Below are 26,666 nucleotides of genomic sequence, written 5' to 3'. Positions count from 1 at the left end.
GGGTACGCGATCAGGCGAAGATGGCGGCGCGCCGAGGTGCGTCCGCGATGACGTCCCGGACCAGCAGGCCCAGATCCATGTCCGCGGGCAGCGAGCGGTACCGCAGATCTGCGGCGACCGCGCCCCCGACACTGACCACGAACCGTGTCGTGCGCTGATCGAAAGGACGCCAATCCACGGCGACGGGTCCGTCCAGATCGATGTCCTGATTTCCGATTCGTAAGCCCAACCGGCCCTGATGCCGATAGAGCACCACCGGCACGTCACCCAAATCGCCGTATACGCCCCCCAGCGGACTCACGCCCGCAGGAGTCGCCCGGAGCGCCCCCGTCGCAGGCTCGAACTCGGCGAAGACGCCGTAACCCACATATGGACGCACCACAACTGTTGTGCTGCTGGAGTTTTCAGTGATGTACGAGCGTCGCCCGTACCCACCACCGCGCCCGCCGCCGGCGGGCGGCGCACCGCCGCCCATCGGCGGAACGAACGGAGGAGCCGGTGGTGCGCTCTGCGCCGGGGATGCATCCAGGCCCAACGGGGTTGGCGGAGTGGGCGAAACCTGCGGCGGAGCCGGAACATTCGGCCGAACCGCATCCTGCGATGGACCTGCCTGACTCCCCGGCGCCGACGAACCCGGCGCGTGCGGAGCGGAGTCTTGCGGCTGCCCCGGCTGGGCTGGCGGCGGGGCAGAGTTCGGAGTCGGGTCCTGCGGCGGCACCCACAAATCCGGTGCAGGTGCGCCCGGGGTCGTCGGCAACTGCGGCACGCTCTGCGGTGCCGAAAACTGCGGTTGCCCAAGTGGAATCGGCGACTGTGCCGCGCCCGGCGGCATGGACGACTCTGGCTGACCGGGCATGGTCGGCAGCTGAAGCGAATTCGGCGGTACCGCAGTCTGTGCCTGCCCGGGCAGCGTTGACGGCTGCGCTGCGTCCCGCTGCGCCGCGGACTCTGGCTGGGCAGACAAGGTCGGCGAATGCGGTGGGGCCGGAATCTGCGGCAGCGGGCTCGGCGTAGTCGGCTCCGGCGGTGGCGTTGGGATACCTGGTGGAACCGGCAGGTCCGGGGGTACCGGAATCCCCGGCGGCACGGGCAGGCTCGGCGGCACAGGCGACGTTGAAGGCTCCGGCGGCAACGGAAACACAGGTGGGGCGGGCAGATCCGGCGGGGTCGGCAGATTCGGCGGCAGCCCGGGCGGAACCGGTCCGTTCGGCGGAGCCGGAAACTCCGGCGGCATCGGAATACCCGGCGGGACCGGCAGATCCGGCGGCACCGGAATCCCAGGCGGCACGGGAACGCCCGGCGGCACCGGAATACCGGGCGGGATCGGCAAGCCCGGCGGAACCGGAATCTCGGGCGGAACTGGCGGACCCGGCGGAACCGGAATACCCGGCGGTACGGGAACGCCCGGCGGTACCGGGATGCCGGGCGGGACCGGCAAGCCCGGCGGGACCGGAATCCCGGGCGGGACCGGCAAGCCCGGCGGGACCGGAATCCCGGGCGGGACCGGCAAGCCCGGCGGGACCGGAATCCCGGGCGGGACCGGCAAGCCCGGCGGGACCGGAATCCCGGGCGGGACCGGCAAATCCGGCGGGACCGGAATCCCAGGCGGCACCGGCAAATCCGGGGGTGTCGCGATACCCGGCGGCACGGGCACGGTTGGTGGGACCGGCGGTGTGGGTGGTTGCGGGGGGACAGGAGGTGGGGGTGCCGGCGGGCGTGGGGGCTGTGGGGGTGTGGGCGGGTGTGGGGTGACCGGTGGGGTCGGGGGTTCGGGTGGTGTCGGAGGGGTGGGCGGTGTCGGGGGTTGGGGGTCCGGGACGGGCCATGGGAGCGGGGTGGGGTGGATGGGGTCGGGGAACTCGAACTCGTAGTCCCGGGGTGGGTGTGGGATGTGGGAACGCAGGGCGCGGCCGGGTAGCTGCGGGATTCGGGGTGAATCGCCCTCGGGTGTAGGGGGTTTCGGCGGATCGTCATCGTCTGCACGGTTTGTGCGCGTGTCCGTGCTCGGCTGCGGCGCAGACTCGTCCGGGGCTCCCGGCTTGCGCGTCTGCGAGGCACCCGTTTCCGCCGACGCGGTCCCATTGGTATCGCGTTGTTCGAGTTCGGCGAACTTGTCGGCTATTTCGCGGTGGGCGGCGTCCAGGTCGCCCATCAATCGCTGGTGTTCGGACTGGGCTGCGAGGTCGGTGCGGATGCGGTCGAGCCGGTCGAGGGTGTGTCGGAGCTGGGCATCGGCTGCTGCGGCGTGGCGGCGGTAGGCCTCGTCTACCTTGGCGAGTTCCCGCGACAGGGTGTCGTCGATCCGTGCACTCGAATCAGGTTCCGGCGCACTCTCATGCGCATCCAGCGACTCGTTCAGCTCGCGACCGACCTGCTCGAGCCGATCCAGCACCCGCTGCAACTCCGCGTCGGCTTCCTCAGCGTGCCGCCGATACGACTCGTCGAGTGCGGTCAACTCACGCGTCAACGCTTCATCGATTCGCGTGCGCGGGTCGACCGAATCCGGTTGGCTGTCAGGCACACCCAGTTCACGGCCGATCTGCTCGAGGCGGTCGAGCACCTGCCGGAGTTCGGTGTCGGCCCATTCGGCATGGCGGCGATACGCTTCATCGACCTTCGCCAGCTCCCGTGCCAGCGCGGCGTCGATGCGCGAAACCGGTTCGACCGGCTCGGATTCCGGCGTGCGATCAGCGGTTTGCAGCGGCTCGTCCAGTTCGCGCCCGACCTGCTCGAGCTGATCGAGCACCCGCTGCAATTCCGCGTCGGCTTCCTCGGCGTGCCGCCGGTACGACTCGTCCAACGCTGCCAGCTCACGCGCCAACGCCGCATCGATCCGCGACGATCGTTCCGGCGCGTTTTCGGTCGGCGTCTCCGAAACCGGCTGTTGCACCGGATCTACCGGCGATTCCTTCGTGGGTCGACCGCTGTCCGTCTCGGGCGACGATCCGTCCCGGATGGGCGTCGTGCGATCAATCCCGTTCTCTGCCTCGGGTGCTGCAGTCTTGTCCGTAAGCCCAGCATCGGCACCGTCACGATCGATGACCGCGTCGAACCGCGCCGCTATGTCGCGCCTGCGCTGCGCCAACTCGTCCATCAAGCGCTGATGTTCGCGCTGCGCCCACTCCTCGTTGTGCCGGAGCGCCTCGTCCAACGCCTCGGTCTCGCGACGCAGCACTTCCTCGACGAACGACCGCTGTTCCGGAGCGCGTCGCGTACCAGGTTCGGTATCGCGCTCCCGCACAGAACTATCCGAATCCTCCGTCTTCGGATCGACTGCTGTCGGCTGATCACGCGAGACCGGCGGCACCTCCGCGCCGCCGGAACTCGGCTGACGGGGCGGCGGATCGGTGGCGGGCGGCGCGGTCGTGGGCGGATCCCCATCCGGCCCGTCGAGCGGCGTGCCCGGCCCGTCACCCGGCCGACCGCGCTGCGCTCCACCCGGAAGCTGTTCCGGCGCAGCATAGAACTCCTCGGCCAACGCGGCGAGGTCGCGGATCTGTGCTGCCCGCTGGCGGACCTCGTCGCGCATCTTCGCGATTTCGGCGGCCAGTTCTTGCGGGTTGAGCCCCTCGTGCTTTTCGATCTTGCCGTCGCGATAGGCCTCGTACACCTTGCGGAAGGTGGCATCGTCGGCATCGGCGAGGTCCACGCCGACGAGCCGGGCCCAGTCCCGGTTGGGATCGGGCCGGTCGCCCGTGTTGTCGCTGTCGCGATTCCAGGTGCCGTCGCCGTCCTGCCGACCGGGATGGTCAGCGAGGGTCTGCCCGAAGTCGAGCGGATCACCCGACTGCATCGCGTCGCGAATGATGTCGCGCAGAGCGTGGATCGCCTCGGGATCGTGGATGGGCGGTTCGCCGGTGACGCGCGGGTCGGCGGAAAGGTCGCCGCGCGGTACGTCGGAGTAGGGGTCTACCCGGATGAGCGCGCCCGTGTACTCGGTGAGCGCGTTCTTCAGCAGATCCTGTTTGCCGTCCCGCTCGAGCTGCGCGAACAGCTTGCGGAGCTTCTTCGGATCGAGGCTGTTCGAGTCCAGGCCGTGCACCAGCCGGCCCGCCTCGTTCTTGCTGTACTTCGGCGGAAACAGCTCGGACGGCTCGACACCGAGCCGCTTCGCCAATTGGTCGCGCGCGGCGACGAAAGCGGCGGGATCCAGATCGCGCAGTTGCTTGGCATATGCCACGAGGTCGGCTACCTGCTGTGCGCGCAACGCGTTTCGGAACGAACTGTCGGTCAGCGCGTCGGCGAGGCGTTGCGGGCTCAGCTCGGCTTCGGGAATGCCGAGGCGCGTGGCCAGTTGGCTGCGCGCGTCGCTGATGTCGTTGAACGACGCGATATCGTTCATCGACCGCGCGAAGTCGGCCAGTGCCTCGATCTGTCCGGCGCGAACGGCGTTGTCCAGCTTCAGATCCGCGATCGTCTGCGCCAGCCGGTCCGGATGCAGGGCGTCGGGTTGCAGTCCGAGTGTTCTCGCCACGTCGACCAGATCGGCGAGAATCTCCGGGCGGGGCCGCGGCGGAGCTTCCGACGTGTCCACGGGATCCGGCTCGGTGCGGGGCGCGTCGGTGTCGTCGAGCACCACCGGCCGCCACTGACCGTCGCTGTCGCGCAACAGGGTTACCGCCAGATCGCGGCCGTCGACGCGTTCCCGGTGGTGGTAGACCTCGGGGGTGCCGACCGGCTCGAGATGGATGCGACCGTTTCGATCCGTCCGGGCCTTATGGAAATCGACCTGCACCTCACCGCGATTCACCGCCTGCGCGAGGTCGGGATGCTCGGCGAGCACCCTGGCCAGCGCGGTGGCGCGGTCCTGTGGCCCGTCGATGACCACGAGCCGATCGGGCACGCCCTCGCCGACCGGGATCCGCACGACCTGATCGCCGAACGGCTGTCCGACGGGCGGCTGATCGTCGGACGCGGGATACAGCCGGATCTCGGCGGCATCGGCGAACTCCGCCAGCCGGTCGGCGCGCGCCTGATTCGCGGCCCGCAGTTCTTCGATCCGCTGGATGGTGACGGAGTCGATGTCGAGACCGAACGTCTGTGCCCAGGTGGACAATTCATCGCGGAGCTGGTCGCGGCGCAGCGCATGCTCGAAGTAGGCCCGCGGCCCCTGATCACGACCGAGTTCGTCGTCGTCCGGCCCGATATCGCCCCACTCTTTGAGCGGGTCCGCGCCGTTGCCGACGGGAGTGTAGTTCTGCACACCCGGCATGCCGTCGAAGGCCGCGTTGATCTCCTTGAGGAAGCGGCCCATCGGGTTCTCGTCGAAGAAGCTGACTTCGTCGGCGTACGGGATGGGTTGACCGGCCGGATCGGGTTCCTGCCGGGTGGCGCGGTGACCGGCGCCGTCCTTGTCGAATTCGTCGTCGTCCAAGTAGAAGTCGGCGTCGTCTTCGTCGCGCCGGCGCGCGTCCGGTCCCTCGAGTTCACCCGGCGGCCGGTTCCGGCTCTCGCCCGGATCGAGCGGAGGCCGCGAATCCTGGCCTACCACATCCTCTCTGGTGTACGGCCGGGTCTGTTCCTCGTTGAAGCGCCGGTAGGCGTCCGCGAGTCCTTCGACCGCCGCGGCCTCGCGCAGGGTGCGATATTCCTGCTCATCGATCGTTCGGCGCACCGTCGCCGGATCGTCATCGGGCAGTTCGAAGCCCAGGCGTTCCGCCATGTCCGACAGCGATTCGTCGGCAGGTGGCGGACCGTCCGGCTCGGCTATGGGCTCCGGTGCCGGCGGTTGCTGCGCCAGCCGCTCGGCCTCGACGTCGGAGATCAGACCCAGCCGTGCCATATCGTCGACGATCCGGCGACGCTGTTCCGGATCGGACACGGTGAGCGCGTCGGTCAAGACGGCCCTGACCTCTTCGGCCGGCATCCGGCCGACCTCGAAGAGGTCGGTCACGGTCTCACGCACCAGGTCCGGGTCCGCATCACTGACCCAGAACCGGTACTCCTCGCCGTCCGCCGTGCGCGGTGGCACGAAATCGCCTGCCACGTCGCGCTCACGCCCCGACAGCTGGCCGAGGAGGGGGACGAGCTCGCGGTTCTTCCACATCGTCGCCCCCTCTTTCAGGATGCGAGCGACATTGGGCGCGTTGCCCGCTCCCGGCTCGGGAGCGGGCCCCATGGTCGGGACGTCCGGGTTGGCCGGCACGTGCGGTGCCGGGGCGGGCGGCGGATCGAACAGGTCCGGTGCGCTGGCAACCCCGTCGCGTAGCGCGGTCTGCCCGCGACCGTCTTCACCCGAGCCGGACGGGTATTTAGGATTGTCGCCTTCGTAGCCGCGCACATGGGTCCGGTCCCGAAAGCGTTCCCACGCACGGCGAACCGCCGACTTCTTCTCGACCTCGCTCGAGTTCTCGCGGCGGGCGGGCACCGCACCGTCGGCGGCCGGTACTGCGCGCCAACGATCTTCGCCATCCGGACGCAACGCCAACGGCACTTGCTCGCCGTCGATATCGACGGTGTGCGGGCGGGTATCGTCGGCGAGCACGATTTCGTCCGGTTCGAGTACCGGTGAATCATCGGAAACGTTGTCGCGGTTCGAATTCGGCTTCGCGTGCTCGCCCGGATCATCCGGCGAGGCGGGCGGCGGCAGTTCGCTCGGCGGCTTCTTCCCGCCACCGTTCGAGTTCGAAGCCGGTTCGACCGGGTCGCTGCCCGGTATGGGCGGGCGATCGCCGACATCGACGGCGTGCAGTGCCGAACCCCGGGGTGACGCGCCGGACTCGTGGTGCTGCTGTGGAATTCCGTTCTCGTCGAACAGGATCGTGCGGATGAGCGCGACCGGATGGTCACCGTCCGGCAGGATCGGTGGGAAACCGTGCTCGAGCCCCGCGGTGAGATCACGTACGACGATCGCACCGTTCTCTTTGACCAGCACGTAGGCGTGGGCACCGACGTTGTGCTCGTCGACCTTGCCGTAAACGTCCACCACCAGCGCGGCTACCCCGTCGGGGCGCTCGATCGGGTTGCCGTCGGCGTCGCGGAGCACGCTTCCGTCCGGCCCGGTCTCGTACAACAGCGCGTCCCGAATCACGTTGTGGTTCTCGACGTCTCGCAGCGGCGCACCGGCGGCGTGCTCGATTTCCGACTGGGACACACCATCCAGACCGATTTCTCTGGTCGGCACCTCGATCACGGCGCTACCGGTGAGATCTCGGATCAATTCGAGGCTGCGGATCGCGCAGTCGCGCGGATGCTCGGTTTCCGGCTGTTCCGGACGCGGCGTGTCCGGCTCATCGACGGCACGCTGGCCGCTATCCGGGGACGCGGCTCGTTCCGGGCGCGGTGTCGGGGTCGCCTCCGCACCGGCCGCGGCAGCGAGGGGCAACACCCCGGTCACATCGAGCGGACCACCACTGTCGGCTCGCGCCGCAAGCTCGTTCTCCGACACCGGTATTGCGCCATCGGCGTGCTGTCGGACCGGAGTGGAACCGTCCGCGACAGCGGGACCCCGGGGCACAGACTCGCCACTCGAGCCCGACTGCAAGCCCGACCGGTGATCGTTGCCGCGCGCGGAACCGTCGGCCAGGCCCGACCTACGCGGCTCACCGCCGGTGCTTTCGCTACGGACATCACCCGCGCGCGGAGACGTACGCGCCTCGCCCGTCGCTCGACCGTCCGGGGCCCCGGCGCGCGACTCCGCACCCGTACGGGGCTGTTCGACGCGCGGCGCATCCGCACCGGTGGGTGGCCGGACCTCGCCTGTCACCGGTCGCAGCGGGCTGGAAGAGCCAGGGCTACTGCGATTTTCACCTCCAGTAACGGGCCCGGTCGAACTCTGTTGCGGCGGAGCAGCACTCGGATGGGTGGCAGGCGGGTGCGAGGGCGCGGTAGTGACCGGACCGCCGTCGGCCAGGCCGGTATGCGCCGTAACCGGGTCGTTTCCGGTAGTGGTGGCGTCGATGCGACCGTCAGAGGAGTGCACTGCGTCCTGCGCCGCCAGCCCTGCCCGCTGATCGGCGAAACCACTCGAATCGGTCTGCGCGGCAACACGGTCAGGGTTCGCACTGCTGCCTTCGGGAGGCCGCCCGGTGCTGCCGTCACCGGTCCGGGCGGCGGCGTCACCCGCCCGGCTCTCCGATACTGCCTCGCTACCCGCGCTCCGAGCGGAATCACCGGATCGGCTCGTGGAATCGCGCGACGCCCCGCTATCGCTTTCCCTCGACGCGTCGCTATCGCTTTCGCCCGACGCTCGGCGGCCGTCTTCTCCAGACCCTCTACCTTCGCCCGCCGAACCCCGCTCTTGGCCATCGCTGCCGTTCTGCCGACCAGCGTCCCCCTCGGCGACGCGGCCCTGCCCCTCGGCACCGGCGGGACGTGTCGCACTGCCGTCACTACCGGACCGACCGCCGTCGCCAGCCGTGCGGCTCCCGTCCCCAGCGGCACCCGTACTGCCGTCACCAGCCGCGGCGCGACTGCCGTCACCAGCCCCGTCAGGCCGGAATCCGACGCGCGCACCGTCGGTCGACTGCGCACCGCCGGGACCATCGACCGCATCGGCGAAACGTGTCCCGAAATCCGGCCTGCCGAACATCTCCGGCCGCATGCTGCCCCAAGCATGCTGGGCGCCAACCTTGTTCACCGCCGACATGGCACCGTTGGAGGCGCCCGCAGTGAACATCCGCCAGTCGACCTGGGTGTTCTTCAGGTTGTTCCAGGCGTCACCCCACCCGTTCTTCGCGGCATCGATCCCGAACTGGGTGCCGGTCGCGGCGACGAAACCCGCGCCGGCGCCGACGAGACCCGCGGCGGGACCGGTGATCGCGGCGCGCATCCACGGCTTCATCTCCGCGCTCAGCTTGTTGCCGAGCCAGTCACCGAACGGCCCCGCCGCGGCACCGCCCGCCGCCGAGCTCACCGCGGTGACGGCGACCTGCTCCCAATTGATGTTCTTGCGATGCCCTTGGTCGACCTGCCACTGCTGGACACCCAGTTCCTGCAAGGTGCCGAGCATCGTGTCGATCGCGACATGCCGCAACATGAATTTCGCGAACTTGGACGCGACGAGTTTGCCAACGTGCCGGATGATCGCGGCGACGACCCGCTGGCCGATGATCCGCACGGCCACCCGGGTGAGCCCGATCGCGGCTGCCTCGACCGCGGGAGCGGTCGGCGGGAACAGCCACGCCGCAGCGAGTTCGGCCGCCAGCAGGCCCAGCGAGGACCAATACATCAGTTTGGCGTATTCGATCTCGGTGCCGACGCTGTTGGCGGATTCACCGATCTGATCGAAGAGCGTGGCCAGCTTCTCCAGCGACTGGTCCTTCTCCGATCCGTCACCGGACCGCATGCTGTCGAAGCCCTTGATCATCTCTTCGACGCCCTCGCCGGCCGGATACGCGGTCAGCGAAGCGCTTTTCGCGGCGTCGATGTCACCGAGGATGGTGCGCAGGTCCGCCGCGGCGGTGTGCCAGTCCTGGGCCAGTGCCCACATCTGGTCCTCGTTGCCCTCGGGCCACTCCATGCCGACTATCGGCTCGAGCCATTCGAGCCAGCCGGGCAGTTCAATCATTGTGGGCTATACGCGAATTGGGCTCAGTTGAAGCCGTCGCGGTTGCCGTTTTCCATCTTCTCGAGCAGCTTGGCGCTCTTGGTCTGGCCGGAGGAGAAGTTGTCGAGCGAGCCCGCGATATTGGTCGCGCCGGTGATCATGTTGTCCCGCGAGGAGGTGTATCCGCCGGCGCCGTCCGGTCCGTTCGCGAAGTTACGACCGAGTGTGTCGTTGCCCCAAGGGTTTCCGCGTGCGTTGAGCGAAGCCTGCAAGGTGTGCAGCACCGCGTTGATCCGGTCCCGCGCGTCCCCGGTCTTCTTCGCAGCCTTGAAGAACAGATCCGAGTCGTATTGGACTTTGTCCGCCACCCGCGTTCCCTCCGCACATGCGCGGTCGCCCGCACGTCAGCTCCTACGGATTCGACGATGACAGCCGATAGCAACTCGCCTGTTGCTCAGAAATGAACGGAAAGTGCCACGACAGTGACAGACAACGGGCGGGTACACCTGGTCGTCTGCTAGGCGAAATGTGCTATATGCGTTGACGTTCGGCGACGGTGCGAGCACGCCTGCGATCGAGCGCCGAAGACCGGTCAGCCCCGAGTGGGAGCGCCGGTGTCCCCTGCTTCCCCTCATCGGTGTTCGTACCAGGGGACACGGCGGCCACCCAGGGCCGGCGGTAAGGCCCCGGGGACATGCGCAGAGATTGGCGTCGCTTTGGGCATGCCCCCAGGTCCTGAGACAACGTTACATCGAATAATGCGCCGCTGTCTAGCGGCAAGATTTGACCAGCGTCATCCCAAGGCCTCGACCAAGGGTTTCACCGTCCGGACAACTCGTCACCCAGTTCCGGGAGATCCCGCTCCAGGTACCGCGCGATGAATCGACCTACGAGATCAGCGGCCGCCTGACCAGGGAGTATCCGGGTACCGGCCACCCGCTCGGCCAGCTCGTTGCGATCAGCCGCGGTGCGCCCGGACTGCCGGAACGCCTGCCACGCGGTTCGCTCGAAGGTTTCGACGAATCGACGGGCGATCCGGTCGCAATCCCCCTGCAACCGTTCGACCTCATCGAGCGCCTGCACCGGCGTCGCGCCCGCCGAGCACAGCTGCTCGACGATCCGGAGCAGCGGGCGATCGGCCACCCGGTAGGTGGCGGCATCGAGCGGCTCGTACAGACCGGCCGCGACCACCCGGGCGAATCCGTTCGGCACGTCCCGATACAGGTCAGCGAGTTCGGTTGCGGCTATTAATGTTTCATCGACTTCGGCGATCGGCGCCGCCGGATCGGGCAGTGCGGCAGGCACGCTGGAATGCGCGTGCGGCTCCTGATCGGGCACCCCGAGTACGTCGCCGAGATCGTCGCCGCGATCCCAGGCCTCGAGCAGTTCCCGGATGCCGTTCAGCTTGATTCCGCGGTCCAGCAACCTGCCGATGGTGCGCACCCGGTTGAGGTGCTCGTCCCCGTAGAACCCGGTCCGCCCTTTCACCTGCGGCGGCGGCAGCACGCCCCGCTCGTGATAGACGCGCAGACTCCGCACGGTTGTCCCCGCCTCGCGCGCCAGCTCGTCGATAGTGAACTCGGTATCCGCTGCCATACCTCAAGGAAACCACACCGAAACAAGGTTGTTCACCGACCTGAGGTGCGACGCCTCACCCACACCACCCCCTGAGCCGGCCCCACAGGGCCCGTCCGGCGGACCCGGCAACCTCCGCGATATCGCTTGCCGCGCAACGGTTTGCCAACCGATTGCCCTATATGACGATTTCATTTCATGAGATGACAACTGGCCGCAACTATTGAACGTGCCGTTATCTAGCGGTACGTTACTCAGCGATATGACAGCCGTCACAGGGAAGGCAACCCCATGACCATCGTTCGACCGCCGGCCGAGGTGCAGCAACAGGCCGCCGCCGCGCGTGCTTTGCACGCCGAAGACGTGGGCTATCACAAGGCGCTGCGTCCACGTCAATTGCAGATGATCGCTATCGGTGGTGCCATCGGCACCGGTTTGTTCTTAGGTGCCGGCGGGCGGTTGAAAGATGCCGGGGCTGGGCTTTTCCTCGCGTACGCCGTGTGCGGTGTGTTCGTGTTCTTCATCCTGCGAGCGCTGGGCGAGCTGATCCTGCATCGCCCGTCCTCGGGTTCGTTCGTGTCCTACGCTCGCGAGTTCTACGGCGAGAAGCTGGCCTTCGGTGTCGGCTGGATGTACTTCTTCCACTGGTGCATGACCGGCATCGTGGACATCACCGCGATCGCCACCTACGTGCACTACTGGGGCAGTTTCCAGGTGATTCCGCAGTGGACCATCGCGCTGGTCGCGCTGGCCCTGGTGGTCTGCATCAACATGGTGTCGGTGCGCTGGTTCGGTGAGATGGAGTTCTGGGCGGCGCTGATCAAGGTGGTCGCGCTGGTCGGGTTCCTCATCGTGGGCACGGTGTTCCTCGCGCGCCGCACGCCGATCGAGGGCAACAGCACCGGGATCAGCGTGATCAGCGAGCACGGCGGTCTGCTGCCGAACGGCCTGGTCCCGATCGTGTTGTGTACCACCGGCGTCATCTTCGCCTATGCCGCGGTCGAGTTGATCGGCACCGCGGCCGGTGAGGCGGAGAACCCGGCCAAGATCATGCCGCGCGCGATCAACTCGGTCATCGCCCGAATCGCGCTGTTCTACGTCGGCTCGCTGGTGCTGCTGGCGCTGCTGCTGCCCTACACCGCGTTCAAGTCCGGAGAGAGCCCGTTCGTCACGTTCTTCTCCAAGATCGGGGTCGACGGCGCGGGCACGATGATGAACCTGGTGGTGCTGACCGCGGCGTTCTCCAGCCTCAACGCCGGACTGTATTCGACCGGGCGGATCCTGCGGTCGATGGCGATGAACGGCAGCGCTCCCGGTATGGCGGCGCTGATGTCGCGACGCGGGGTGCCCTTTGTCGGCATCCTCGCGACCGGCGCGGTCGCGCTGATCGGCGTGGGGCTCAACGCCCTGGTCCCGGAGAAGGCCTTCGAGATCGTGCTGAACATGTCCGCCCTGGGCACCGTCACCGCGTGGGCCGCGATCGTGCTGTGCCAGCTCAAGCTGTGGTCCTGGTCGCGCGAGGGACGGATGGAACGCCCCGCGTTCCGGCTGCTCGGCGCGCCCTACACGAGCATCGCGACGCTGGTGTTCCTCGCCGCCGTCGTGCTGCTGATGCTGTTCAGCGACAGCGACGTGCAGCGCGGCGCGGTCATCGCGATGGTGGTGATCATGGGACCGACCCTCGTCGGCGGCTGGTACCTCGCGCGACGCCGGGTCATGCACGTCGCCGCAATGCGCGATGGCTATACCGGCGTGTTCCCGGTGGTCGCGGAGCGACCGTTGGAACATCGTGATCTCCGTATTACGGATTCCACCCGCACAACTAACGCCGCTGTTACGTCCGATGAGGCAGAATCGCGCTGAGACCGATGAAGTTCGCCCTGTTCGGTGGCGCCGATATCGTACGGCGCCACCGAACAGGGCGGGTTCGGTCCAGGAATTGTATTCGTGGTGCGGAGAGGGTCGAATGCCGGAACACCTCAGTGCGTCCGACAACATTCGCCCGGTCCCGCCGGCGACGACACTGACCCGCGAGCCCATGGAAATACCGCACCGAGCCCCCTCGCCGTGGGCCACCCGGCGCGCGTCGGCGAACGAGACCGATCAGTGGTCACCGGAGGCGGAAGCGGCGCTCGGCTCGGCGACCATGCCCAGCTCGGGCCGCAGCGTCCGATCCCGGCCCAGCGTGCGCAGGCTGACCGCGGGACTGGTCGAACTGCCGCAGGTCGATCAGGTCGACCCGGCCGGCGCGATGCTGTCGGATCCCGAGGTGCCCGAGGACAAACGCTTCTGCTGGAAATGCCAGAAGCCCGTCGGCCGTTCGTCCGGCACGCAACGCGGCGCGTCGGCGGGCACCTGTCCACAATGCGGCTCTCCGTTCAACTTTCGTCCCGCGCTGGACACCGGCGACTTGGTGGCGGGCCAATACGAAGTCCGGGGATGTCTCGCCTACGGCGGCATGGGGTGGATATACCTGGCCCGCGATCGAAATGTCAGCGATCGCTGGGTGGTCTTGAAAGGACTACAGAACCCGCTCGATTTCGAAGCGCACGTCGTGGCGCTCGCCGAACGGCAGTTCCTTTCCGAAATGTCACATCCGGGGATCGTGAAGATCTTCAACTTCGTCAAACATCGTTCCGCCGACGGAATTTCCTCCGGATACATCGTGATGGAATACATCGGCGGGCAATCGCTGAAGACCATGCTCGATCGCCGGGCCCCGGAACGCCTGCCGGTCGCCGAAGCCATCGCCTATGTGATGGAAGTGCTGCCCGCGCTGGATTATCTGCACTCGTTCGGCCTGGCCTACAACGATTTGAAGCCGGACAACATCATGGTCACCGAGGGCGAGGTCAAACTGATCGACCTCGGCGCGGTCGCCGCCCGGGAATCCGGCGGCAGCCTGTACGGCACCTTCGGCTACCAAGCGCCCGAATTCACCAGTACCGGACCGACGGTGGCCTCCGATATCCACACGGTCGGACGCACGCTCGCCGCGCTCACCCTGCCGATCCCGCTCGAACGGCTCGGCCCGACGCTCCCCGCCCTCCCAACGGCCGACGAGGCACCGGTCCTGCGGCGCTATCCGTCCTTCGAGCGGCTGCTCCTGCGCGCGACCGACGCCGACCCGGAGCAGCGATTTCCCTCCGCCTACGCGATGTACCGGCAACTCGCCGGAGTGCTCCGTTCGGTGCTGGCCGAGGACACCAACCACGAATACCCGCAGACATCGGCCGTGTTCGGTTCGCCGCGTGGGGATTTCGGCATCGAGGCGCTGATCCGGCAGACCGAGGGAGTCATCGAGGGGGTGCACGCGGCCCCGACCCTCGAACCCGCGAGTGTCATTGCCGCGCTACCGGTTCCACTGATCGACAGCGAGGATCCGAGCGCGGAACTGCTTTCCCCACTGCTGCACGGCGATTCGCAACAAGCCCTGGACACCCTGCGCCAGAGCGCCGCCGACATGAGTGCCGGGGTCATCGGCACACCGGCGACCTTCGAGCTGGAAGGCACCTTGACCGCGGTGCGCGCGCACCTCGATCTGGGCGAGGTCGAGCAGGCACGGCAGTACCTCACCCAGCTGACGCCCGCCCATCGGGCCGACTGGCGGATTCAGTGGTACACCGCCATAGCCGACCTGTCCTGCGCCGAATACGTGCTGGCGCACGCGCATTTCGATCGCGTGCACGCGATGGTCCCGGGCGAGATCGCACCGCTGCTCGCCTTGGCCGCCACCGCGGAACTCGTCCTGCAGTCGAGCGCGGCGACCGGGGATCAGGATCGGTGGCGACAGCAGGCCACCGAGCGCTACCGCTCGGTCTGGCGCAACACCCGCGGCGTGGCGAGCGCGGCGTTCGGGCTCGCGCGCGGGCTCGCAGCCGCGGGCGACGTCGACGCCGCGGTGTCCACGTTGCAGCAGGTGCCCGATTCCTCGCGGCACCACAACACCGCCAGAATGACCGCGTGCCTGCTGTCGGCGACCCGGCCGGTGGCCGACCTGACCCGGGCCGACCTCGACGCGGCCGTAGCGCACGTGCACGCGCTCCCGGACGACCCGCGCCTGACCCAACTGCGGGCCATCGTGCTCGGCGCGGCCCTGTCCTGGGTGCAGGCGGGCGGACACCCGGAACCGCGCACCACGATCCTCGGCTGCCCCTTCACCGAGGCAGGCCTGCGCGGCGGGCTGGAATCGGCCCTGCGCGCGGTCGCGCGAACCACACCGAGCCGGTTGCATCGTTACGCGCTGATCGATCTCGCGAACGACATCCGTCCACGCTCGCTCTGGTAGCGCTGCCGGGCACCCCGCGGCCCGCCCGGCGCGCCCGCCCGGCATGATCAACGGCTGTGCGAGTCCTGCTGCAACGAGTCCGCTCCGCCGAAGTGACGGTCGACGACGAGGTGGTCGGCCGGATCGAGCCGGCCGCGACCGGCGCGCCGCACGGCTTGGTCGCGCTGGTCGGCGTCACCCACGGCGATACCGAGGCGGTCGCGAAAGCACTCGCCGACAAGGTGTGGCGGTTGCGCATCCTCGACGGCGAGCGCTCCGCCGCCGACCTGAGCGCCCCGATTCTGGTGGTCAGTCAATTCACGCTCTATGCCGACACCGCCAAGGGCCGTAGGCCGTCCTGGAACGCGGCCGCGCCGGGAGCCGTCGCCGAACCGTTGGTCGACACGTTCGCACAGGCCCTCCGCGAACTCGGCGCTACCGTGGCGACCGGACGGTTCGGCGCGCACATGCGGATCGAACTGGTCAACGACGGACCGGTCACCCTGCTGCTCGAGGCATGACCCGCGGCGCCGGTCACCGGTCCCGAAGACGACGAATACCGCAAAGCCGTCAGCACTTTCGCCTGCCGACCAGCGCACCGGACGCGCACCCCGGCCACCCGGGCAGCATCGCCCGGCACCGGAATGCGGTGGCGAACAAGGACATGAGGAGCGAGAACACCGCAGGCCTGGACAACCTGGTGCGCCCGGCCGACAACCGTGACAGACTCGTGCACGGATGATGAGTGGCTCGATGCCGCCGGTTAGCGGAGGATCATGCTGGAAACGAGGGGCTCGATGGATCTGGGCGCGCTGGAGCGTCAGGTCGCCGCGGATCGCTATGCGGCGCTCGATCGTTCGATCGAGGCGGATCTTCGGCTCGCGACCTCGCTGAGTGAACTCGCGAAAGGCTTTATCGCCACGAAGACCGACGGGTCGGTCCGCGACCGGACCCGAGACGCACTCGCGCCCGCCGAGGAAGCGGTCGGCATCCGGCTGCGGTTGCTCGCCACCGGGCAGGTGTTGAATGCCCGCCTCGCCGGCGAGCTGAACGAGGCGCTGCGCGCGGTCGAATTGGCGGCCCGGCACAGCGGCCGTCGCGAGCTGGCGACCACCACCATTCGACGTGCCTGCGACGCCTACCGGCAACTGGCCCGGATCCATCCGGAAGTGGCCGGGCTCTGCGCCGACGGCCTGTCGAAATGCGGTGTCTGGCTGGGCCGTCTCGACCAGGACGCCGCCGTGGCGGCGACCGGGGAGGCGGCGCGCATCCGCAGCGCGCTGGCCGCGGCGAATCCGGAGCTGTCCGGTAAGTACCTGGCCAGCCTGAGCACCCTGCTGCGCACACTGATGGTCGGCCGGTCGCGCAAGCAGGCGCTGTCGATGTACCGCGAGCGCTACTCCGCGTTCACGTCGACGAATATGTCGATCCGCTTGCGCGCGTGCGGCATTCAAGACCTGGACTTGACCCCGAAGTCGTACAAGGCGCTCACCGAGCTCGGTTGCCGCACGCTGGAGCAAGCGGGGCGGCTGACCCAGCAGCAGATCCTGTTCAAGTCCTCCGGCGACCTGTCCACCGTCGAAGAACTCAACTGGAAGCTGGCGCTGGTCGGCCTGCGACCGCTGCTGCCCGGTGCGGAGCCCGATCCGCCGTCGATGCCTGTGCAGATCGGCACCAGCTTCGGCGCGCTGAGCGTGTACTGCCCGACCCCCGACGCGATCGCCCAGATCCGGGCGGCGATCATCGGCGCGTACGCGACCGATGACGCCTATCCGCTGGATCGAGCCAGCTACTTCGGTGAACGCGACGAACGCGTGCAGACCACCGACGCCACGGTGAACACGGCGGAGAAACTCGGCGACGACATCGTCCTGATCGACCAGCCCTACGGTGGCTGGGTCACCGTGATGAGCCTGCACTGGGAACTGACACCGGTCGCGAAACATCCACTGGCGATGCGACTTTCCCAGGATTGGCCGGTCGCCGCGATCACCGTGACCGAACACATCGCCTACGAGCTGTGCTGGTACGAGCACGGCGTCGCCACCCAGTACGCCGCGCTGGGCCGGCCCGCCGGGCAGGAGCCGCTGGACAAGCCGCTCGCGCCGCTGGACTTCAAAATGCTGGCGGAACTGAACGCCGACCGTGCGACGGAGACCAAGCTGCGCGCGGCATTCGGTAACACCCAGATGTTCGCCAACCTCACCTACCTGCCCTCCAGCGGGCTGCGGCAGATCAGCGCGACCACGCCGCTGGCCGAGCACGGTGACCGCGCCCTGTTCTTTCGCACAACCCCCTGACCGGGGGTTGTTCAGCCCACTGGATGAGCGGAAAACACCAGGTAAACGTCGTCGTGGCGAACTTAACGAGAACTAATTGAACGCAACGGTTACCACCGTCTCCCGGGGTGCTTCACTGAGATCACGCCAGAACGGTGTCCCAGGTCACTCCCAGTGCCTATGGCGTATCGGCTCCGGCGGCTTCACCAGACAACGATGCTAGTCGAGGCTCCCCATGGACCAAGTGGCGTTGGCGGAAACTCCTGCCGCCCGATGCGCCTATTACCGCCACACCTGCGACCTCCCCGCCGGATTTCATCCGGAGATCGGCCGGATCACCGTCCGGGCCGGTTTCGTCGGCGCCATCACGATGCCTGCCGCGCTGGGTAAACAGGTACACGACGATTTGATACGCCACCGAAATCCATTGGGCCCGATCATCTCTCATGTTCGATCCAAACGCTGGACCTTTCTGATCCGTCCCGACCTGCCCGACGACGTCCGTTTGTTCGCCGAACTGTTCCGGCTCAACGTGTCCATCGTGCCGATCGGCGGTGAGATCGCGCTGCCCTCCCCCGGCTACCCCGGTACCGGCTATCGGGAGTGGATTGTGGCTCCGGAGAACACCTTTCGACCCTCCGGTGTCTCGATCGTCAACACCGTGCGCACCTGCCGGAACATGGGGTCGCGATGACGACGGGCCAGCTCCCCGCCAAACATCAAGTGCTGCAGGCCTGCCGGGGTGATCATCCGGAAGACAATCCGCTGCTGCGGTGCGCGCACGAGCTGACCACCCTGCACGAGCGGCGGATCAGCGCCGATCGCCGGTCCGCGGACGAAATCGACGCGCTGCGTGCGAGTTTGGTGCGCGACATCGATCGCTGGATCACCGTCCAGTTGCCGCCCGCGCACGGCGCCGCCCACGTGCACACCGAAACGGTCGGCGCGGTGATCGATCGGCTCGCCCAATTCACCGCCAACGCCTACGCCGCGCTGGCGAGTGCGTCGGAGTGGGATCTGTGGGATGCCTGGCAGCGGTTGGCCGAACTGGCCGTCGGCTACGACGACTTGGCTGCCGAGGTCTGCGCCGGCGTACGGCGGCTGCCGGGCGCGTCGTAAATATCCCCGCGCGCCCGCCGCACGGATCTATGGTTGGGCGCATGGGGAATACGACTGATCGAGAAACGGACAAACGTGCCCTGCGCGCCCGGCGCGCATCCTCTTTTGGTACCCACGCGGCAGCCTATGCCGAACACCGGCCCGACTACCCGCTCGCCGCGGTCCAATGGGCTTTGGAACCCGTTCCGGCCGTGCCCGCGCCGGTCGTGCTCGACCTCGGCGCGGGCACCGGAAAACTCACCGAGGGTCTGCTGGCCGCGGGCGCCACGGTGATCGCTGTCGAGCCCGACGACGGTATGCGGGTCGAGTTGATGCGCCGGCTACCCGGCGTGCGGGCGTATGAAGGTACGGCCGAGGCGATTCCGCTGGCGACCGGATCCGTCGACGCGATCGTGGCCGGGCAGGCGTTCCACTGGTTCGATCAGGACCGGGCCTTCCCCGAGTTCGCTCGGGTATTGCGCCGCGGCGGCGTTTTCGCGGCCCTGTGGAACACCGACGACAAACGCGTCGCCTGGGTCGCCGGCCTCGCGGACGTCACCAGGACCGACGCCTCCACTACGGCGGTAGAACCCGGCGATTCGGCGCTGCCCGCGCATCCCCTGTTCGAAGACTTCGTGAGCGCCGAATTCCCGCACTCCCAGCGCCGAACCGCCGAGACGCTGGCCGCGACCATCGGTACCCATTCGCACACGCTGGTGGTGTCCGCGCAGCAGCGGGCCGAGGTGCTCGGCCGAATCGTCGACTATCTGCGCAGCAGGCCCGAGACGGCCGAGGGTGAATTCGACCTTCCCCTGGTCACTTTGGTGCTGCGCGCCAGGCTACGCGGCAACTGACCCGCGACACGGCCACGACCTGTCTTGCCTGAACCTGTTGCGCCGGCTCGGGCAAGACGGGATGCCCGTCGTTCCCCGCGGCTGCCGGACATTACCTGCCCCGGCCGAATCCGCATGCCAGCGGCCCTTTCCGGATGCGCCGAGGCTTCGACGTTTCGTCCGCATCGGCCCCAACTACGTGGTGCGCCAAGCAGATTCGAGTAGTTCTCTACTCACGTGCAGCCGACCACCCCGGACATACGCTGACAGCATCGTTCAACACACGGGGAATCAGGACCGACTGTCGACCTGATCCACCACCGGGCAGCGTCGCCCGGACCGCCACGTCACGGCCAGGCGCAGTAGGCGCAAGGAACGACGTCACCGATCCAGCGCAACAGCTGGGTAGCGTCCAGATCCAGCGACAACAAACGTGTCGCCGGATCACGCGACGTGATCACCCGGACCTCGAGTCCGGTGTCGGTGCGATCGCGTCCTCGCCACGCGGAACTGGGGAACCGTGCATACCCACCGTAGGCACGGCTCGATCGGATCGGGCCCGGAAACGTTGCCCGATTACTCCGGGCGGAGGGTGAGAATGCGGGGGCCGTTCTCGGTGACCGCGACCGTGTGCTCCCAGTGGGCGGCACGCGACCCGTCAATGGTGACCACGGTCCAATCGTCCCCGAGCACCTGGGTCTGCGTGGTGCCGAGGGTCAGCATGGGCTCGATCGCGAGCACCGAACCGACCACGAGCTTCGGGCCCTTGCCCGGGGCGCCCTCGTTGGCGAGGAACGGGTCGAGATGCATCTCGCGGCCGATGGCGTGCCCACCGTAGCCGTCGACGATGCCGTAGGCGCGACCGTGCTTCTGCTCCGCCGCGCGGGTGCCGAGTTCGATGGCGTGCGAGACGTCGGAGAGACGGTTGCCCGGCAACATGGCCTCGATGCCCGCCTCCATGGACAGCTTGGTGGCCTCGCTCAGCAGCCGGTCGGCCTCGATGATGGTGCCGACGCCGAACGTCCACGCCGAATCGCCGTGCCAGCCGTCGAGGATGGCGCCGCAGTCGATGGAAACCAGGTCGCCCTCGGACAGGATCTCTTCCGCGGTCGGAATCCCGTGCACCACACGATCGTTCACCGACGCGCAGATGGAACCGGGGAAGCCGTGGTAGCCCTTGAAGGACGGTACGGCGCCCGCGTCACGGATCACCTGCTCGGCCACGTCGTCGAGTTCGAGGGTGGAGACGCCGGGCTTGGCGGCCGCGCGCACGGCAACCAGGGCGCGACCGACGATCGCACCGGCGGCCGCCATGGCGTCCAGCTCACCTGCCGTGCGGAACGGCACGACCTTCTTCTTGCGATTGAAGACCACGCGGCCTCAGCGCTCCATCGTGCGCGGCAACAGTGCCTCGGCGTCGGTCATCAATGGCCCAGGGCCCGCAGTGCGCGCGCGTTGACCTCGTCGACCTCGCCGACGCCGTCCACCGAGACGACCAGCCCGTCGTAGTGCTCCAGCAGCGGCTCGGTCTCCTCGCGGTACACCCGCAGCCGGTTGCGGATCACGCCTTCGTTGTCGTCCGCGCGACCACGCGAGAGCATGCGTGCGACCACCGTGTCCTCGGGGACCACGAAACACAGCACCGCGTCGAGCTTGGTGTCCATGTCCTTGAGGATCTTCTCCAGCGCGTCGGCCTGGTCGACCGTGCGCGGGTAGCCGTCCAGCACAAAGCCGTTCGCGGCGTCGGGCTCGTTCACCCGGGCCTCGACCATGCGGTTGGTGACATCGCTGGGCACGAGATCGCCCGCGTCCATGTACTTCTGCGCTTCGCGACCCAGTGGGGTCTGCTGGCTGATGTTCGCGCGGAACAGGTCTCCAGTGGAGATGTGCGGAACGCCCAGCTTTTCCGACAGCAGGACGGCCTGGGTGCCCTTGCCTGCACCAGGCGGACCGAGGAGTACAACTCTCACTTGAGGAACCCTTCGTAATTTCGATTCATCAGCTGGCTTTCGATCTGCTTCACGGTGTCCAGACCGACGCTCACCATGATCAGCACCGCGGTGCCACCGAACGGGAGGTTCTGGGTGTTAGCGGATGCGCCGATATCCAGGAACAGGTTCGGCAGCACGGCAACGAGACCGAGGTAGATCGAGCCGGGGAGGGTGATACGGCTCAGGACGAAGTTGAGGTAGTCGGCGGTGGGCTTACCCGGGCGATACCCCGGAATGAAGCCACCGAACTTCTTCATCTCGTCCGCGCGTTCCTCCGGGTTGAAGGTGATCGCGACATAGAAGTAGGTGAAGAACACGATCAGACCGAAGTAGATCGCGATGTAGACCGGGTTGCCCGGAGACACCAGGTACTTGTTGATGATGTCCTGCCACCAACTCGGATCCGGGTTGTTGCGCGCGGAGGTTAGCTGAGCCACCAGGTTGGGCAGGTACAGCAGCGAGGACGCGAAGATCACCGGGATGACACCGGCCTGATTGACCTTCAACGGCAGGTAGGTAGAGGAGCCGCCGTACATCTTGCGGCCGACCACGCGCTTGGCGTACTGCACCGGAATCCGGCGCTGGCCCTGCTCGACGAAGATGACGGCGACGATGATCGCGAACGCCGCGACACACACCAGGCCGAACACCAGTCCGCCGCGGCTGTCCAGGATGGACTTGCCCTCGGTCGGGATGCGGGCCGCGATGCCGGCGAAGATCAGCAGCGACATGCCGTTGCCGATACCACGCTCGGTGATCTGCTCGCCGAACCACATGACCAGTGCCGCGCCGGCGGTCATCACCAGCACGATGATGATCATCGCGAAGATGCCGTTGTCGGCGATGATGTCCTTCTGGCAGCCCTGCAGCAGCTGACCGCGCGACGCGAGCGCGACCAGGCCGGTGGCCTGCAGGATCGCCAGCGCGATGGACAGGTACCGGGTGTACTGCGTCATCTTGGTCTGGCCAGACTGGCCTTCCTTGCGCAGTTCCTCGAACCGCGGGATGACGACGGTCAGCAGCTGGATGATGATGCTCGCGGTGATGTACGGCATGATGCCGATCGCGAACACCGAAAGCTGCAGTAGCGCACCACCGGAGAACAGGTTGATCAGCTGGTAGATACCGGCGTCTTCACCGCCGGACACCTGCTTGACGCACTCCTGGACGGCCTTGTAGTCGACACCGGGGGACGGCAGCGCGGCACCCAACCGGTACAGCGCGATCAACCCCAGCGTGAAGAGAATCTTCCGCCGTAAGTCCGGAGTCCGGAAGGCCGATACGAAGGCGGAAAGCACAGATCCTCCTGGCGAACGACATGGTCAGGACATGGTCATTTCAAGCAATACCCCATCGCCGACGAATCGGCATGTGGGGACGCTGAAAACCATGGCGAGGCTTGGCAGACAACTATTGAACTCTAACAGTGGCACCGGACGAGCTCTCACTCGTCCGGTGCCACTGATTGTCAGAGTACCGTCAGCCCAGCTCGGTGACAGTGCCACCGGCCGCGGTGATCTTTTCCTTCGCCGCGCCGGTGACCTTGTCGACGGTCACCTGGACCGCGACGCCGATCTCGCCGTCGCCGAGGACCTTCACCAGCTGGTTCTTGCGAACCGCGCCGGCCGCGACGAGCTCGGCCTTGCCGATCTCGCCACCCTCGGGGAACAGCTTGGCGATAGCGCCGACGTTCACGACCTGGTATTCCGTGCGGAACCGGTTCGTGAAGCCCTTGAGCTTGGGCAGCCGCATGTGCAGCGGCATCTGCCCACCCTCGAAGGCGGCCGGTACGTTCTTACGAGCCTTGGTGCCCTTGGTACCGCGGCCCGCGGTCTTACCCTTGGAACCCTCACCACGGCCGACCCGAGTCTTCTCGGTCTTGGCACCCGGTGCGGGACGCAGGTGATGCAACTTGATGGTCATGTCAGACCTCCTCAACTGTCACGAGGTGGCGCACGACGTTGATCAGGCCGCGGTTCTGCGGGGTGTCCTCGCGAACCACGGTCTGCCGGATCTTGCGGAGCCCGAGCGTGCGCATGCTGTCACGCTGGTTCTGCTTCGCACCGATCGTGCTCTTGATCTGGGTCACCTTGAGATCCGCCATTACCTGGCACCTCCCGCAGCCTGGGCGCGCGCACGCAGCATGCCCGCAGGGGCAACGTCTTCCAGCGGCAGGCCACGGCGAGCCGCGACCTCTTCGGGACGCTGCAGCATCTTGAGCGCGGCAACGGTCGCGTGCACGACGTTGATGGCGTTGTCGCTACCGAGCGACTTCGCCAGGATGTCATGAATGCCGGCGCATTCCAGCACGGCACGAGCCGCACCACCGGCGATCACACCGGTACCGGGGGACGCCGGGCGCAGCATGACCACACCGGCCGCCGCCTCGCCCTGCACCGGGTGGGTGATGGTCGAGCCGATCATCGGAACGCGGAAGAAGCCCTTGCGAGCCTCCTCGACACCCTTCTGGATGGCCGCCGGAACTTCCTTGGCCTTGCCGTAGCCGACACCGACCAGACCGTTGCCGTCACCGACGATCACGAGGGCGGTGAAGCTGAAGCGACGACCACCCTTCACGACCTTGGAGACACGGTTGATCGCGACGACGCGCTCGAGCTGGTTCTTCTCGGCAGCGTTGTCCCGGCGGTTGTCGCCGCCGCCCCGACGGTCGCGGCCACCGCCGCGGTTGTCGCGGTTGTCGCCACCACCAGCAGCGCCATTCTGTCCGGCGGGTCCGTTGCCGCCGTCACGCCTCTGACGTCCCGGCATCAGACGTTCCTTCCGTTGTTCTTGATCATCAGAATTTCAACCCCGCTTCGCGAGCGGCGTCGGCGAGCGCGGCGATGCGGCCGTGGTAGTCGTGGCCACCACGGTCGAACACGACGGCGTCGACACCGGCAGCCTTGGCACGCTCGGCCAGCAGTTCGCCGACCTTCTTGCTCTTGGCCGACTTGTCGCCGTCCAGCGCGCGCACATCGGCCTCGATCGAGGACGCGGCGGCGATGGTCTTGCCGACCGAGTCGTCGACGAGCTGCGCGTGCAGGTGCCGCGAGGAGCGGTTGACCACCAGGCGCGGACGCTCGGTGGTGCCGACGACCTTCTTGCGCAGACGGAAGTGACGGCGGGTCTTCGACAGACGACGCGTCGTGGACACGTCCTTGCCGCGCGGCTTGCGCTTGGCGATCTGATTTTCGGTTTGCGCCATGATCACTTACCCGTCTTTCCGACCTTGCGGCGAACGACCTCGCCGGCGTAGCGGATGCCCTTGCCCTTGTACGGGTCGGGCTTACGCAGTCCGTGGATCACGGCAGAGATCTGGCCGACCGCCTGCTTGTCGATTCCGGACACAGAGAACTTGGTGGGCGACTCCACCGCGAAGGTGATGCCCGCCGGGGCCTCGATCGGCACCGGGTGGCTGTAGCCCAGGGCGAACTCCAGGTTCGAGCCCTTGGCCTGCACGCGGTAACCGACGCCGAAGATTTCCATCTTCTTCTCGTAGCCCTTGGTCACACCCTCGACCATGTTCGAGATCAGGGTGCGGGTCAGGCCGTGCAGCGCGCGGCTCTGGCGCTCGTCGTTCGGGCGAACGACCTCGAGCTGGCCGTCCTCACCCTTGGCGACGGTGATCGGCTCGGCGACGGTGTGCGACAGGGTGCCCTTGGGACCCTTCACCGACACCTGCTGGCCGTCGATGGTCACCTCGACGCCCGCCGGGATTGCGATGGGCTTCTTGCCAATACGCGACATTGTCCTACCTCCGCTTACCAGACGTAGGCGAGGACTTCCCCGCCTACACCTTGCTTGGCCGCCTGGCGATCGGTGAGCAGACCGGTCGACGTGGAGATGATCGCCACGCCGAGGCCGCCCAGGACCTTGGGCAGGTTGGTGGACTTCGCGTACACACGCAGACCCGGCTTCGAGACGCGACGCAGGCCCTGCAGGCTGCGCTCACGGCTGGGGCCGTACTTCAGATCGACGACCAGGCTCTTGCCCACGGTCGCGTCTTCGGTGCGGTAGTCGGCGATGTAGCCCTCGCGCTTGAGGATCTCGGCGATGTTCGCCTTGAGCTTCGAGTGCGGAGCCTTCACCTGATCGTGGTACGCCGAGTTGGCGTTGCGCAGACGCGTCAGGAAGTCTGCGATCGGATCAGTCATGGTCATGGTTCGACCTTGACACCTTTCTCGCTGCGGTTCCCATGCAACGTCGACGAGCAAAACTGCACGTCAACCGTGGGCCTACAGCAATTCGGCGGTCCGGCCGACACTTGTCGACCGGATTGAGTTCTCGTGAGAGTTCTCGGTGCCCGGGCCGTCCCACATGTCGATGCAGACAACCACATCCAGGACATGCGGACACAGAGGTGCCCAAGCAACCGGTCTAGTGTAGACAAACCCCAGTTGGCCACCAAATCCGGGTCGGATCGGGTTCCCGTGGTCAGCTCGATGTTCGCGGCACGTCTGGTGAACCGCGGCTGGCGAACTTCACCGCACCCGGCAATCCCACAGCTTCTCGGACACGGCCAGATAACAAAGGCCCGGCGAGCGGGATGATCGCAAACCGCCAGCTCCGCGGTACCGAGCCGCAGCAACCTCCAGAGGACACCTCAGCGAATATCACGTGACCTCTGTTGTCCAGGTCACAGAACGGGACATACTACGTGGGGTACGGAGTGACCGGCGTAACGATTCGAACACGGGTCACGGTGTACCTACCGAACCATCCGCTACATCGTCGAGGAGGACCGCGGGTGAACGTCCTGGTCGAAATGACCGCCCTGACCCTGAGCCGCCCCACCGCCGAAGCCGGCGCCACCGAACGGGCCGCCTGGTACGAGGCCAAAGCCAACCTGCACACCTACCTCGCGGGCCAAGGTGGTGCCGACGCCGCCAGGGAAACCGCCCTCGCCGCCCGGGCCCACCAGCGGTCTTTGGAGCTTTTGGGTCAGCAGAACTGAAACCCGGCATTCGGCTGCCGTGCGAGGTTGTAGGACACGGCAGCGTGGGCTCAGGTTCTCTGGCCCCCTCTAGGGGCTCCCGGGACCCGGAGTTCTTGATGCGTCTCGCACTCGGAAGGCCTTGATGCGTCTTCCATTCGCGAGGCCTTGATGCGTCTCGCATTAGCTGGCGAGCCCTCGCC

At 67.3% G+C, this 26,666-nt stretch carries 20 protein-coding genes; 8 read left to right on the top strand and 12 right to left on the bottom strand.

The features are described 5' to 3' along the window. Positions 1-10: 10 nt before the first annotated feature. The 3 genes from O3I_RS04640 to O3I_RS04630 all read right to left on the bottom strand — a co-directional run bounded on the left by O3I_RS04640 (position 11) and on the right by O3I_RS04630 (position 11,083). Entirely contained in the window at positions 11-9,508 is a 9,498-nt protein-coding gene (locus O3I_RS04640) for a hypothetical protein (RefSeq protein ID WP_014981735.1), read from the bottom strand. Between the two features lie 23 nt (positions 9,509-9,531). Further along, positions 9,532-9,855, bottom strand: coding sequence for a hypothetical protein (locus O3I_RS04635; RefSeq protein WP_014981734.1), 324 nt, complete (start codon positions 9,853-9,855; stop codon positions 9,532-9,534). A gap of 451 nt (positions 9,856-10,306) precedes the next feature. Next, positions 10,307-11,083, bottom strand: coding sequence for a MerR family transcriptional regulator (locus O3I_RS04630; RefSeq protein WP_014981733.1), 777 nt, complete (start codon positions 11,081-11,083; stop codon positions 10,307-10,309). A gap of 270 nt (positions 11,084-11,353) precedes the next feature. On the opposite strand from O3I_RS04630, the gene O3I_RS04625 reads away from it, so the two are divergent. The 7 genes from O3I_RS04625 to O3I_RS04595 all read left to right on the top strand — a co-directional run bounded on the left by O3I_RS04625 (position 11,354) and on the right by O3I_RS04595 (position 19,560). After that, entirely contained in the window at positions 11,354-12,925 is a 1,572-nt protein-coding gene (locus O3I_RS04625; protein ID WP_014981732.1) for an amino acid permease, read from the top strand. Between the two features lie 103 nt (positions 12,926-13,028). Continuing rightward, entirely contained in the window at positions 13,029-15,350 is a 2,322-nt protein-coding gene (locus O3I_RS04620; RefSeq protein ID WP_014981731.1) for a serine/threonine-protein kinase, read from the top strand. A 56-nt stretch (positions 15,351-15,406) separates the two neighbouring features. Next, positions 15,407-15,850, top strand: a complete 444-nt coding sequence (gene dtd, locus O3I_RS04615; protein WP_014981730.1) for a D-aminoacyl-tRNA deacylase — start codon at positions 15,407-15,409, stop codon at positions 15,848-15,850. Between the two features lie 255 nt (positions 15,851-16,105). Continuing rightward, a complete protein-coding gene (locus tag O3I_RS04610; RefSeq protein ID WP_141692264.1) occupies positions 16,106-17,629 on the top strand; it encodes a hypothetical protein in 1,524 nt (507 codons plus the stop codon). 214 nt (positions 17,630-17,843) lie between these two features. Further along, positions 17,844-18,302, top strand: a complete 459-nt coding sequence (locus O3I_RS04605) for a hypothetical protein (protein ID WP_014981728.1) — start codon at positions 17,844-17,846, stop codon at positions 18,300-18,302. Continuing rightward, complete coding sequence (locus O3I_RS04600; protein ID WP_014981727.1) at positions 18,299-18,727, top strand: DUF4254 domain-containing protein; 429 nt, start codon at positions 18,299-18,301, stop codon at positions 18,725-18,727. The genes O3I_RS04605 and O3I_RS04600 overlap by 4 nt, the downstream gene beginning before the upstream one ends. 41 nt (positions 18,728-18,768) lie before the next feature. Next, positions 18,769-19,560, top strand: a complete 792-nt coding sequence (locus O3I_RS04595; RefSeq protein ID WP_051066482.1) for a class I SAM-dependent methyltransferase — start codon at positions 18,769-18,771, stop codon at positions 19,558-19,560. 555 nt (positions 19,561-20,115) lie between these two features. On the opposite strand, the gene map is transcribed toward O3I_RS04595, so the two are convergent. The 9 genes from map to rpsH all read right to left on the bottom strand — a co-directional run bounded on the left by map (position 20,116) and on the right by rpsH (position 25,690). Continuing rightward, positions 20,116-20,913, bottom strand: a complete 798-nt coding sequence (gene map, locus O3I_RS04590; protein ID WP_014981725.1) for a type I methionyl aminopeptidase — start codon at positions 20,911-20,913, stop codon at positions 20,116-20,118. A 50-nt stretch (positions 20,914-20,963) separates the two neighbouring features. Then, positions 20,964-21,509: an adenylate kinase gene (locus tag O3I_RS04585; protein ID WP_014981724.1), complete on the bottom strand. Its 546-nt coding sequence runs from the start codon at positions 21,507-21,509 to the stop codon at positions 20,964-20,966. Beyond that, positions 21,506-22,828: a preprotein translocase subunit SecY gene (gene secY / locus O3I_RS04580; protein WP_014981723.1), complete on the bottom strand. Its 1,323-nt coding sequence runs from the start codon at positions 22,826-22,828 to the stop codon at positions 21,506-21,508. The genes O3I_RS04585 and secY overlap by 4 nt, the downstream gene beginning before the upstream one ends. Positions 22,829-23,009: 181 nt before the next feature. After that, positions 23,010-23,453 (bottom strand): 50S ribosomal protein L15, encoded by a 444-nt coding sequence (rplO, locus tag O3I_RS04575; protein WP_014981722.1) that lies wholly within the window; start codon positions 23,451-23,453, stop codon positions 23,010-23,012. 1 nt (position 23,454) lies between these two features. After that, complete coding sequence (gene rpmD, locus O3I_RS04570; RefSeq protein WP_014981721.1) at positions 23,455-23,634, bottom strand: 50S ribosomal protein L30; 180 nt, start codon at positions 23,632-23,634, stop codon at positions 23,455-23,457. Next, complete coding sequence (gene rpsE / locus O3I_RS04565) at positions 23,634-24,299, bottom strand: 30S ribosomal protein S5 (RefSeq protein ID WP_014981720.1); 666 nt, start codon at positions 24,297-24,299, stop codon at positions 23,634-23,636. The genes rpmD and rpsE overlap by 1 nt, the downstream gene beginning before the upstream one ends. A 28-nt stretch (positions 24,300-24,327) precedes the next feature. After that, positions 24,328-24,735, bottom strand: a complete 408-nt coding sequence (gene rplR / locus O3I_RS04560; RefSeq protein WP_014981719.1) for a 50S ribosomal protein L18 — start codon at positions 24,733-24,735, stop codon at positions 24,328-24,330. A gap of 2 nt (positions 24,736-24,737) precedes the next feature. Further along, entirely contained in the window at positions 24,738-25,277 is a 540-nt protein-coding gene (gene rplF, locus O3I_RS04555; protein WP_014981718.1) for a 50S ribosomal protein L6, read from the bottom strand. 14 nt (positions 25,278-25,291) lie between these two features. Further along, a complete protein-coding gene (rpsH, locus tag O3I_RS04550) occupies positions 25,292-25,690 on the bottom strand; it encodes a 30S ribosomal protein S8 (protein WP_014981717.1) in 399 nt (132 codons plus the stop codon). 587 nt (positions 25,691-26,277) lie between these two features. On the opposite strand from rpsH, the gene O3I_RS04545 reads away from it, so the two are divergent. Next, positions 26,278-26,484, top strand: a complete 207-nt coding sequence (locus tag O3I_RS04545; RefSeq protein ID WP_014981716.1) for a hypothetical protein — start codon at positions 26,278-26,280, stop codon at positions 26,482-26,484. Positions 26,485-26,666 lie beyond the last annotated feature (182 nt).

The sequence above is a fragment of the Nocardia brasiliensis ATCC 700358 genome (genome assembly GCF_000250675.2).
Classification (GTDB): domain Bacteria; phylum Actinomycetota; class Actinomycetes; order Mycobacteriales; family Mycobacteriaceae; genus Nocardia; species Nocardia brasiliensis_B.
This window is presented reverse-complemented; position numbering and strand designations above follow the sequence as displayed.